The sequence below is a fragment of the Rhodococcus sp. 15-725-2-2b genome, from assembly GCF_002259075.1.
Classification (GTDB): Bacteria; Actinomycetota; Actinomycetes; order Mycobacteriales; family Mycobacteriaceae; genus Rhodococcoides.
Window position 1 is genome coordinate 631258 of sequence record NZ_NPFL01000004.1, and the last position, 11822, is coordinate 643079.

The 11822-nt window shown below is 65.4% G+C and carries 12 protein-coding genes; 1 reads left to right on the forward strand and 11 read right to left on the reverse strand.

Annotation, left to right across the window (positions count from 1 at the left end):
* The first annotated feature begins 17 nt into the window (after positions 1 to 17).
* Entirely contained in the window at positions 18 to 2006 is a 1989-nt protein-coding gene (locus CH306_RS04705; protein WP_094645848.1) for a hypothetical protein, read from the forward strand.
* Between the two features lie 57 nt (positions 2007 to 2063).
* Here CH306_RS04705 and CH306_RS04710 read toward each other — a convergent pair whose 3' ends face one another.
* The 11 genes from CH306_RS04710 to CH306_RS04760 form a co-directional block, all read right to left on the reverse strand.
* The gene (locus tag CH306_RS04710; protein WP_032395999.1) at positions 2064 to 2279 is read right to left on the reverse strand and encodes a DUF2945 domain-containing protein; all 216 of its coding nucleotides are present in this window, start codon (positions 2277 to 2279) and stop codon (positions 2064 to 2066) included.
* A gap of 62 nt (positions 2280 to 2341) precedes the next feature.
* A complete protein-coding gene (locus CH306_RS04715; protein WP_230596878.1) occupies positions 2342 to 3355 on the reverse strand; it encodes an alpha/beta hydrolase in 1014 nt (337 codons plus the stop codon).
* A 92-nt stretch (positions 3356 to 3447) separates the two neighbouring features.
* A complete protein-coding gene (locus CH306_RS04720) occupies positions 3448 to 4584 on the reverse strand; it encodes an RNA polymerase sigma factor (RefSeq protein ID WP_094645849.1) in 1137 nt (378 codons plus the stop codon).
* Positions 4585 to 4592: 8 nt separating this feature from the next.
* The gene (locus tag CH306_RS04725; protein WP_045196792.1) at positions 4593 to 5000 is read right to left on the reverse strand and encodes a YciI family protein; all 408 of its coding nucleotides are present in this window, start codon (positions 4998 to 5000) and stop codon (positions 4593 to 4595) included.
* Between the two features lie 95 nt (positions 5001 to 5095).
* Entirely contained in the window at positions 5096 to 6118 is a 1023-nt protein-coding gene (fbaA, locus tag CH306_RS04730; protein WP_032396002.1) for a class II fructose-bisphosphate aldolase, read from the reverse strand.
* Positions 6119 to 6126: 8 nt separating this feature from the next.
* Complete coding sequence (locus CH306_RS04735) at positions 6127 to 7161, reverse strand: LacI family DNA-binding transcriptional regulator (RefSeq protein ID WP_094645778.1); 1035 nt, start codon at positions 7159 to 7161, stop codon at positions 6127 to 6129.
* A gap of 45 nt (positions 7162 to 7206) precedes the next feature.
* The gene (locus tag CH306_RS04740; RefSeq protein ID WP_032396004.1) at positions 7207 to 7857 is read right to left on the reverse strand and encodes a nucleoside/nucleotide kinase family protein; all 651 of its coding nucleotides are present in this window, start codon (positions 7855 to 7857) and stop codon (positions 7207 to 7209) included.
* Positions 7847 to 8770 carry a PfkB family carbohydrate kinase gene (locus CH306_RS04745; RefSeq protein ID WP_094645779.1) on the reverse strand — a complete coding sequence of 308 codons (924 nt, stop codon included), beginning with the start codon at positions 8768 to 8770 and terminating at the stop codon, positions 7847 to 7849. The genes CH306_RS04740 and CH306_RS04745 overlap by 11 nt, the downstream gene beginning before the upstream one ends.
* Positions 8751 to 9533 carry an ATP-binding cassette domain-containing protein gene (locus tag CH306_RS04750; RefSeq protein WP_032396006.1) on the reverse strand — a complete coding sequence of 261 codons (783 nt, stop codon included), beginning with the start codon at positions 9531 to 9533 and terminating at the stop codon, positions 8751 to 8753. Before CH306_RS04750 ends, CH306_RS04745 begins: the two co-directional genes overlap by 20 nt.
* Complete coding sequence (locus CH306_RS04755) at positions 9530 to 10519, reverse strand: ABC transporter permease (RefSeq protein ID WP_032396007.1); 990 nt, start codon at positions 10517 to 10519, stop codon at positions 9530 to 9532. The genes CH306_RS04750 and CH306_RS04755 overlap by 4 nt, the downstream gene beginning before the upstream one ends.
* A 41-nt stretch (positions 10520 to 10560) precedes the next feature.
* A complete protein-coding gene (locus tag CH306_RS04760) occupies positions 10561 to 11559 on the reverse strand; it encodes a substrate-binding domain-containing protein (protein ID WP_094645780.1) in 999 nt (332 codons plus the stop codon).
* Positions 11560 to 11822: the final 263 nt, after the last annotated feature.

Here is an 11822-nt window from a genome sequence, read left to right on the forward strand (position 1 = left end):
AACCATCGACGCAGACGATGAACGACTCTGCACCGGTCGACAAGGCTCTGGTGTCACGGCTGGCCCAGCTGGACCACGCCACCGAGGCGCTGGCCGGAGCACCCGAGTTCAGCAAGAACACCAAGGTGCGACGGGTTCTCGACGGCCTGCATCGAGTGTTGTTGCAGCCTGGCGGTTGCAGCGCAATTCGCGAACGCGCCGCGATGCTCGAGCAGGCCGGACTGTTCGCAGGTACCGACTGGGCCCAGCCGGACATTCTCGTCCCGGCGTTCGTGGGGCCGAGCCTGCGCAGCGGCAACGACGACACCGTGGTGCTCGAGGCGACCAGCGAACTGCGCATGATCGCGATCGTCGCGGGTGAGTACGAGCATCCGGCCGTGACCGCCGAGGAGGCTCGACGATTTCTCTCGCAGGTTCTCGCACTCAACCTCGACGTGCTCTTCACACCGCCGTCGGAGTCGGAGCGAGTTCGATTGGGCCGCACCGCGCATCTGATTCGTGATCTGTTCGGCTACGTCGCGCAGCAGATCGGGTACGACAGCGTGCTCGACGAGTTGGTCGAGGAGATCTGGCGGATTCTGCGCCAGCGTCCGATTCAGGTGGACACCATCAAGGCGATGGTCACGCGCATCGCCATCTATCGCGACGACCCGACCGTGGACCTCGGCAACTCCGGGCAGGGCCTCGATCGATTGATCACGGCGCTGTTCGGCACCACCGATGCCTGCCGCGAGGACCCGGGCGTCGAGGTGTACCGGTCTCGGCTCGAGGCGATGGACGTCGAGGCATTGCAGTTCGAGGCCCGTGGATTCGCGCGGGCCATGCACGACACCGGTCTGGTCTCGCCGTACCACGCGACGCTGACGCAGTATCTCGTCGACCATTACTCGTATGTTCTGCCCGAGGCGCTCGGTCTGTCCGATACCGGCCGGACCTGCCTGACGCGGTATCCCGAACTGGTTCATCGCCTCATCGAGGAGACGGTGTATCCCGAGACCGCGCAGTGCCTCTACGGATTGGCGCTGCTGCTCGATCGGGGAATTCTGCATCAGCCGCCGATCGTGCCGTCCCTGTGGCGCCAGATCTCGCTGAAACTCGCTCCCGCGGTGCGGGAGCGACTGATCACCTCGTTCGGGCCCGTCCCCGCGCCGGAGTCACGCTTGCTCGGGGGTTTGCTCTCGATGCTCGGGCAGCCCCTGGGCGTCGGCCAGGGGGACAACCCGACGTGTCAGTCGGCGCGGGCGTTGTCGATGTGGGCCTACAACGATCCCGACTACTTGCTGCAGATGGTGGTGTGGGCGGCGCGTGACGAGGAGATCGTCATGCACTTCGAGGGGCAGTCGATCTCGTCGACCGAGAGCGTCAGCGGCGTCGCCACGTCCGATCCGGTTGACCTCGATCCCGCGTCGTTGTTGTTGGTTCCGCACCTCGACCGCATCTACGCCGAGATGGTCCGCCGTTGCGCCGATCGTCCCGGTGATCCGCACCGCTGGGTCAACCCCGAGTTCCACGGCTGGTGGTCGGCACGCGAATTCCACATCGACGTCGACGTCGCGACCGGCAATCTCGTGGACCTGGACGTCTTCCTGCGGCAGTTCTACGCCGCGTACCACCCGGAATACAACGGGCACCAACCGTTGATCCATCCACAACCGGCCGGTGTGGCCGTAACCGACAGTGCGGCACGGTATGTGGGATGGCACGCCATCACGATTCTGCGGGTGTCCGCAGACCCCGACGGTGTCATGCGGGTGTACTTCTTCAACCCGAACAACGACAGCGGGCAGGACTGGGGCGACGGCGTCGTGGTGGGTACGGCGGGCAACGGCGAACGCGCAGGCGAAGGTTCGCTGCCGTTCGACCAGTTCGCCTCACGGCTCTACATCTTCCACACCGATCCACTCGAACACGGCGAGCCGGAGAGAATCCCGGCCGCAGACATCGAGCGGATTCGAGGCTACATCGAACGGAGTTGGGGCGCAGAACGTTCGGTGCCTCAGGCCTGAGATCCTCCGATGCACCCGAGGCCGTGCACTCGGGTGCATCGAAAGAGCCGGGTGTCGTCAGTCCTTCTTGTCGAGCGCGTCCGGCTTGTGCACCGCGTCCTTACCCGACTTGTCGCTCTCGACCCGGTACTGCGGGTCGTCCTTCGACGCCTTCACGGTCCGGCCTGCGGCTTCGGTATCGGAGGTGATCTTCTCCACCACTTCGCCCTCGGTCTTCGTTCCGTGGGTCTGCCATTCGACCTTGTCGCCCTTGTGCAATTCGTCCTTCGACATGTTCGAGTCGTCCCTTCGTCGGTGTTATCCACCGACGCGTACCCGCGCCGGTGTCGGCGCAATCACCTGGTTCCCAGAGCAGGTGCCAGCGTGGTGAACCACGCCTCGCGTAGCTGATCCTCGAACAACGGCCAGGTGTGCGCGCCCTCCTCGCGCATGGACACCGTCGCCGGCACGTCGGCTCGGCGCAGAGCGTCGACGAAGATCGACGTGCAGTGGTTGACCATCGCTTCGACCGCCATCCCTCCGAAGGGCGGGATCGCGCCTTCGGGAATGCGATCGACAGGCCCCGGGAGTCCGCGGGACGAACTGACGTACACCGCGGTTCCGCGCAGCCGCTCGACGTTGAGCGATGGGTCGTGATCGCGCCATCCCTGGCTTCCCGGTAGCCCCCACATATTGAAGGGATTGTTGAGTCCGCCGGCGATCATCGCCGATATACCCGCCGTGGCAAGCGGAGTGGACGGTGCCGGACATCCACTGAAGGACGCGGCCGCGTCGAACACGTCCGGGGCCTGGATCGCGAGGTCGAGTGCCGGACCACCACTCATCGACAGCCCTGCCACGCCGCGCCTGCCGGTCGATCCGTAGGCTGCGTCGACTGCGGCGGGCAGTTCGCGGGTGAGGTAGGTCTGCCACTTGTTGCTGCCGAGCACCGGATCCGTTGTCTGCCAGTCGGTGTAGAAACTGAACCGGCCACCGATCGGTGCCACCACGGTGACCTTCTTGTCGAGGAAGAACTTCTCGACGCCGGAATTGTTGAGCCAGCCCACGCCGTCCTCGTTGCCGAGCGCGCCGTTGAGCAGCACGAGAGTGGGGGCTGGTCCGTCGTCGGGGGAATGCAGCACCTCGTTGGATACGACGCGATTCATGGACGGGGAGAACACGTTCAGTACCGCTCGGGTCGCCGACACCTGATGGATGCCGACGGCGCCCGCAGCCGCGTCGGCCGACCCCGTGTTCCCCGGCAGCGCCTGCACCGACGCTCCGGTCATCAGCATCGACGCTACCGCCGCGGCCGCCACGACCGCAGCGGATCGAGTCCGCTTCTTCCTCTTCTGCCCCACACGCAACATCAGCACCACACGAGGGTCGCACGAATTCCGCTTCCTACCGCTAACGATCGGATTACGAAACCGATCGGTCCGTTCGCTTGCTCCCAGGGGGCTCACTCGGCCCGGATCCGCGCGGCCTGCAGCGTCAGGTGGTGCCGCTCGGACATCGACGACGCCCTCTCGGCTGCCTGCACGTACAACTCGGCGGCACGCTGCAGATCGCCGGACTTCTCGTGCAGGTACGCGGCCGCCGCTGTGTGCCGCGGGACGGCCGAATCGACCTCGCCCAGTGCCGCAAGCCCCGCCGCCGGACCGTCGGCCTCCCCGATCGCCACCGCTCGATTGAGCCGCACGACGGAACTGCCTGTGAGAGCGAGCAACTCGTCGTACCACTCGACGATCTGCACCCAGTCGGTCTCCTCCACACGCGACGCGTCGGCGTGCAGGGCGGCGATGGCCGCCTGCGCCTGGAACTCTCCCAACCGATCTCGGGCGAGCGCAGTCTGCAGAATCTGCACTCCCTCCGCGATCAGCGTTGTATCCCAACGAGATCGATCCTGCTCGGCGAGAGGAACGAGGTGACCGTCGGGCCCTGTCCTGGCCGAACGGCGTGCGTGGTGAAGCAGCATCAGCGCCAACAGTCCGGCCGTTTCCTCGTCGTCGGACAACCTGGCCAGCTGCCGGGTCAACCGAATCGCCTCGGCCGCCGGATCGATGTCCCCGCTGTACCCCTCGTTGAAGACGAGATACAGCACCCGTCGTACCGTCCCCACATCACCGGGGGCGTCGAAACGCACGTCGCGCACCGTGCGCTTGGCTCGGCTGATGCGTTGCGCCATGGTCTTCTCCGGCACCAGGTATGCCTGCGCGATCTGCCGCGTCGTCAATCCCCCGACGGCACGCAGAGTCAGTGCCACCGCTGCCGCCGGACCGAGCGAGGGATGCGCGCACAGGAAGAACAACTGCAACGTGTCGTCGACGCCGCCGACACTGCCGGGATCCGGTTGGGCGGCGACTCGATCCTCACGTGCTCGTCGCGCGTTCTCGGAGCGTTGCGCGTCGAGAAATTTCCGCCAGGCAACAGTGACCAACCAGCCCTTCGGGTCGGTCGGTGCTTCGGAGACCCACGTCGAGATCGCCTCGAGCATCGCTTCCTGCACAGCATCCTCGGCCGCCGCGAAATCTGCTCCGCGGTGGACGAGGACGCCGATCACCGCGGGCGTCAGTTCCCGCAGAATCCGTGGATCCACGACGGTCGTCAGTCGGCGATGGTGGGAGGTGCCTCCATGAACGGACGCAGTTCGAGCCACTCGTCGATCGGCTTCCCACCGGCACCGGGCGCTGCCGACAGCTGCCCTGCCAGCTCGAGCGCGCGTTCGTAGGAGTCGACGTCGATCACCATCCAGCCTGCGATGAGGTCCTTCGTCTCCGCGAACGGGCCATCGGTGACCGGAGGCTTCCCTTCCCCATCCGAGCGCACCCACGTTCCCTCGGGGGCCAGAGCCTGCGCGTCGACGAATTCGCCGGTCTTCTCGAGTTCGGCGGCGAAGTCCTGCATGAACTCGATGTGATCGCGCACTTCGGCGGGTGTCCACCGGTCCATCGGGATCCAGTCGGCAGGCTCGGGGGCTCCGCGGTAGTGCTTGAGCATGAGGTACTTGGCCATGGTGTCTCCTGTCGTCCGATGCGACCATTCTTGCCGCATTCGACCCTGGGACGGAACCGGTCCGCAGATTTCGACACGTTCGACGAAAAAGATTCTCAGCGCATCGTGCGACCTGCCGAGCCCAGCATCTGCGTCGCCTCGACCACCCGAGCCGCCATCGCTGTCTCGGCCGGCTTGCCCCACGATCGCGGGTCGTAGGCCTTCTTGTTGCCGTACTCGCCGTCGACCTTGAGGACTTGGTCGTACTTGCTGATCATGTGCCCGGCGATGGACCGGGTGAACGCGTATTGGGTGTCGGTGTCGATGTTCATCTTGATCACCCCGCTCGCGACCGCGGAGGCGATATCTTCTGCGCTGGATCCCGATCCACCGTGGAACACCAGATCGAATGGGTTGTCCTTACCGGTCTCGGCTCCGACGACGGCCTGGATCTCGGCGAGGATTTCCGGGCGTAGGTGCACCGAGTCGGGGTTGTAGACACCGTGCACGTTGCCGAAGGTCAGGGCGGTCATGTAGCGACCGCGCTCCCCGGCACCGAGCGCGGCGATCGTGGCCCGAGCATCGTCGACGGTCGAGTACAGCTGTTCGTTGATCTCGTGCGAGACGCCGTCCTCCTCGCCGCCGATGACGCCGACCTCGATTTCGAGGATCGTGTTCGCCTGCATCGACAGATCGAGCAATTCCCGAGCGACACGCAGGTTTTCGTCGAGCGGCACCGCCGAGCCGTCCCACATGTGCGATTGGTAGAGCGGGTCGAGTCCGCGTCCGCGTCGGTCGATGGCGTCGGCCAGCAGGGGCCGCACCCAGTCGTCCAGATTCTCGGCTGGGCAGTGATCGGTGTGCAGCGCCACCGAGATCGAATAGTGCTGCGCCACTTCGTGGGCGTACTGTGCGAGCGCCTTGGAGCCGGCGAAGCGGTTCTGCACCGCATTGCCGGACAGATAGAGCGCCGTGCCCACCGATACCTGAATGATCCCGTCGCTCTCGGCCTCGGCGAAGCCCTGAAGGGCTGCGTTGAGTGTCTGTGAACCGGTGACGTTGATCGACGGGTAGGCGAACCCGCCCTCCTTGGCGCGATCCAGCATGGCGGCGTACTGGTCCGGACTGGCAATCGGCATGAACTGTCCTATCTTTCGGGTGCGGCCGGCACGTCGGCTCGAGGTGCACTGCAGCCGCAGGAATTTCGGTGGGTGAAGGTGGTCGGTACTCGGATCGATCGGGGCGCGTCCTCGTGTCCCTCGATGCGCCGGAGAACCAGGTCGGCTGCGGTTCGGCCGATGGTCTGCACGTCCTGAGCTGCCGCCGTGAGCCGAGGCTCGAACAGGTCCGACCACTCGAAGTCGTCATAGCAGACGAAGGCCAGGTCCGCCGGAATCGACAAACCTAGGCCTCGAACAGCTTTCAGCGATCCGATCGTCATCGAGTTGTTCATCGACACCAGGGCCGACGGCCGGTCCGGACCGGACATCAGCTCACGCACCAGAGACTCGGCCACCTCGACGTTGGACCGGCCGTCGAGAATCAGTCGAGGATCGAGTTCGATTCCTCGATCGGCCAGCGCGCGGGCGTAGCCGTCGAATCGCTCGGTCGTGGAGGAGATCCCTTCGATGCCGCGCACGATCGCGATACGTCGGTGTCCGGCGTCGAGGAGGTGGGTGGTGAGCTCGTGCGCCGACGCGTCGTTCTCCGGACCCACCTGATCGCAGGAGACGTCGAGCATCCGGTCGATCAACACCAGAGGCGTTCCACTGCGGACGATCTCGGGAATGGTCGAGAATTCGGAGCCCGCCGCGGGTGCGAGAATCATGCCGTCGACCTGACGGTCGAGCAACGAGTCCGTCACCCTCCGCTCGGACCTGGGCTCGTCGTGCGAATCACCGAGGATCAAGACGTAACCGGCCTCGGACAATCGCTGCTCGACGGCATGGACCAGGCTTCCGAAATACGGGTTGGTCAACGCGGCGATCGACAGTCCCACGGTGTGAGTCCGACCTGCCGCGAGCGATCGAGCGACGACGTTGCGGCGGTATCCGATCTCGGCAATCGCCGCGTCGACGCGTTCCCGGGTGGCGGCATTGACGTTGCGAGTTCCGTTGAGCACGTGCGAGACGGTCGATACCGATACACCTGCCAATCGGGCGACGTCGTCCATCGTGGGCATGTCAGTCGGCCCAGCGCTGTCGTGTCTCGTTGTTCTGCGCAATCGTCATGTCAGCCGCAGGATTCGGTCGGCGCGTCGTGCGGTGGACCCGATCAGTTCCGCGTTGCGTTCGTCCGATCCCAGTGCCCAGAACTCCGCGTCCTCGTGCGACTTTCCGTAGGCCTCGTGCCTGGCCACCAGCCGCTCGTGCCGAACTCTCGTGTGTGGAGCCAGAAACCAGACTTCGTCGATCATCGCCCGCGCCGCCGGCCACGCATCGGATTCCATCAGCAGGTAGTTGCCTTCGGTGATGACCAGCGGAACAGTCGACGGGACCGGGATGGAGGAACCGATCGACTCCTCGATCTCTCGGCGAAATCTCGGCGCGTACACGAGCGGACCACCGGGCTGCTGATCGTGAACGGCCGCGATCAACCGCGCGTATCCACCGTCGTCGAACGTGTCGTGGGCACCCTTGCGATCGAGCCGGCCCAGCTCGATCAACACCTCGTTGGCGAGATGGAATCCGTCCATCGGAACCAGTACCGCGAGTTCGGGCCCGAGCGCGTCGACGAGTTGCTGTGCCACAGTGGATTTTCCGGCACCCGGTGCACCGGTCAGGCCGAGTATTCGCCGCTCACCTGGTACGGCCAGCTTTCGCGCCAGCTCCACGAGTTCGTCGAGGGTGGCTTCCTGTACGTCCTGGTCAATGCTCACCGTTGTCGCTTTCGAGTCCGTTGATGGAAAGTTCGCGTAGCCATGCTCTGGGGCCGATCACCGAGCAGCGCAGCGCGGCAACGTGAGCCGAACTGGCGATGCGCTCGGCCAGCGAGCCCGGCTGCGTGCAGTAGTAGGCGTACGCGCCGTGGAACGCATCCCCGGCACCCAGAGTATCGACCACCGCGACCGGCTCCACATCGACCGATCCGGTCGATCCTTCGGACCACCACTCGACGGGCTCGCCGCCGTGGGTGGTGACGACGGTCCGCACACCGGATGCAACGAGTTCCGCGGCGTTCGCGGCCGTGTCCGAGGTGCCGGGGGCGCGAAAGTCCGCCGAGCACACCATGTCCGTGGCGTGCTCGATCAGCTCGGTCATCACCGGTTTCCAGCGACCGGCGTCCACGACCAACGTGGTAACCCGCGCCGCCGCATGTTCCGCGGCGGCGCAGGCGATCAGGGGGTGGTGCCCGTCGACCAGAACGACGTCGGCACCGGCGACGACGGCCTCCAGCCCCTCGGGCGGCGAGGCGTCGGAGTTCACGGCGTCGGCCGAGACGACCGATCGGTCGCCGGTCGATTCGATCACCGTCACCGCCGAGACGGGCACCGATCTGCTCGAGCCCGCGGCCGCGTCGATCACGCGGACGCCGAACGCAGCCAGGTCCGCCTTCACCAGCGCGGCCACCGGGTCGTCTCCGAGTGCGGTGACGAGCACGGCCGTCCCGCCGAGCGCGGCAAAGGTGACGGCCGCGTTGGCGGCAGGACCTCCCGCCGCGACGAACTGAGCGCTCGAGGTGATCTTCTGGTTGGGTGCCGGCGCTGCCGACACTCGATGGATGACGTCGAGTGTCGCCAGCCCGACGAAAACACCGACCGGGCTTGTCGATTCAGAGCCCGGCGCGTTCATCGTCGGTCGGCTCCTCCGCGCCGGTCATGAGCGCGACCACCTCGGACATACTGCGGTTCTTCGGATCGACCACGCCCGCCCGCTTGCCGAGGCGGTGGATGTGGATCCGGTCGGCGACCTCGAACACGTGCGGCATGTCGTGGCTGATGAGCACCACAGGTATGCCGCGGTCGCGAATGGTGCGAATCAGATCGATCACCATGCCCGACTCTCGCACACCCAGTGCGGCAGTCGGCTCGTCCATGATGATCACTCCGCGGCCGAACGCTGCTGCCCGCGCTACGGCCACACCCTGACGTTGGCCACCGGAGAGCGTCTCGACCGCCTGGTTGACCGACTTGATACCGATCTTGAGGTCCTGCAGATGCTTCGACGACTCCTCTCGCATCCTCGGCATGTCCAGCCGTCGAAAGAGACTGCCGCTGATGCCTTTACGCTTGATCTCGCGCCCCAGGTAGACGTTGGAGGCGATGTCGAGCGCCGGAATGACGGCCAGGTCCTGATAGACCGTCTCGATGCCTGCCGCTCGTGCGTCGCGCGTGTTCTTGAACGACACCGGCGATCCGTTCATCAGGATCTCACCCGAATCCGGAATGACAGCCCCGGCCAGAGCTTTGATGAGGCTGGACTTTCCGGCACCGTTGTCGCCGATCACCGCCAACACTTCACCGGCCCGCAACTCGAAATCTGCACCGTTGATGGCCGTCACGCTGCCGTAGGTCTTGACCAGACCACGCGCTTCCAGAGCGAGAGGGGCGTTCACTGTGACCTCCGACGTGCGAATTGATCGACGGCCACCGCCACGATGACGAGAATGCCGGTCGCGATGTTCTGGTACAGGCTGTCGACGCCTGCCTGGGTGAGACCGTTGCGCAACACACCGACGATCAGGGTTCCGACGAGAGTTCCGATGACGGTACCGCGGCCACCGAACAGGCTGGTTCCACCGATGACCACCGCGGTGATCGTTTCCAGATTGGCGTTCTGATACGCATTCGGGTCGGCATTGGGGATTCGTCCGAGAGCCGCCCACGCCGCGATCGCCGCGATGACGCCGGTGACGATGTAGACCGAGAACAGCACGCGACCGGACTTGATGCCGGAACGGTCCGAGGCCTGCGGACTCCCGCCGACAGCGTAAATATGCCTGCCCCAGGACGTTTGGGACAACGCGTACCACATCACGGCGTACACCAGCAGCATCACCACCACGCCGTAGGTGGTGGAGAAGCTACCGACCTTGAACGAGGTGCCGAGAAAAGTCAGCGGCCCGCTCGGGACCTGATAGGTCTCGGATCCGGCCAACAGTCTGGTGGCCGCTTGGATCGCGGTGAACGTGCCGAGCGTGACGATGAACGGCGGCAGTCTCAGCACCGTCACCAATCCGCCGTTGATCGCGCCGAACGCCACGCACACGGCAAGCGTCGAACCCAACGCTACGACCGGTCCGTTCGCCCCGGCCGACTGTGCCATCACGATGGTGCCCATCACCGCGACCGCGCCGATCGACAGATCGATCCCTGACGTGAGAATGATCAGTGTCTGGCCGACGGCGAGAATGCCGACCACCACCGACTGCTGCAGAATCAGAGAGACGTTCTGCGGGTTGAGGAACGAGCTCGAAATAGAGCTGAACACGATGATGGCAATGACGAGCGCGGCCAACGGCCCGAGCAGCGGTTCACGCAGGACGGTTCCCACGTTGAACCGGCTCGGTGCCTTGGGAGGCGCAGCGGTTTCGGTACTCACTGATCAGTCCTCGTACTCGACGGCGGTCCGGGAATTCGCGATCAGCCCCAGCAATTCGCTTCGCCCCACGCGGTGTCCTGGGAATCGATTCCGGCAACGGGCTTGTCGGTGACGAGCTGCGAGCCGGTGTCGTTGAAACCGCTGGGCTTGGTGCCGTCCTGCGCGAACTTCACCACTGCGTCGACGCCCTGCTCGGCCATCTTCGCGGGGAACTGCAGCACCGTCGCGCCGATGATGCCGGCCTTCACATTCGCGATGCCGGTGCAGCTACCGTCGATCGACCCGATGGTGATCTGGTCGGCGCGACCGGCGGACTGGATCGCCTGGTACGCACCCGCAGCTGCAGGCTCGTTGATCGTGTAGAGAGCGTTGACGCCCGGAGCGCGCTGCAGCAGGTTCTCCATGGCGGTCTGCGCCTTGGTCTGATCACCGTTGGTGTTCTCCTGGCCCACGATCTCCGGCGAACTGTCGGTCAGACCCATGCCTTCGAGGAACCCGTCGTGACGGAAGGTGTCGACCGTGCCGCCCGCGGTGCCGTCGAGCATGATGACCTGGGGTGCGGTGGTGCCGAGCGTGCCCTTGACCCAGGCACCCTGGCTCACTCCGGCCGCCTTGTTGTCGGTGGCGAACGTGGCGTCGACCGCGTCCTCGGGGTCGGTTGCGGTGTCGAGGGCGATGACGACGACGCCGGCGTCACGGGCCTTCTTGATCGCGTCGAGGACTCCGGTGGACGAGTTCGGGGTGATCAGAATTCCCTTCACACCCTGGCCGACCAGGTTCTCGATCGCCGCGACCTGTCCTTCGTTGTCACCGTCGAATGCGCCGGCCAGGGCCACCAGCTCGGCTCCGCTGGAATCGGCCTTGGCCTGTGCTGCCTCGCGAAGCTTCACGAAGTACGGATTCGAGTCCGTCTTGGTGATGAGCCCGACCTTGACGCTGTCCGAATCCGAACTGCTGCAGGCGGTCAGACCCAGCACGAGCGAACCGGCCATGAGCACGGTCCCGATCGTCAGCGCGGACTTCCGACGGTGATTGAACATGTGGACTCCCTTGTCCCCTGGCCACGCGGTCGCGTCGCTCGATTGCAGGAGCCTAGGACGCATACAAGCGCTTGCGCATGCGCTTTCGCGAAACGAACTCGAAGTTTGTTTCAGCCGACCGGTCAGCCGGTTCGTGACAGGGGTCACTCCATCGCCACCGGTCGTCGACGTCCGCCATTGTCGCCCTGCCCTCCGCTGCCGATTCCCCGGTCCCTCGCTGCCGATCCCCCGCTGCCGGTCCCCCGTTCCCCCCGCTGCCGGTC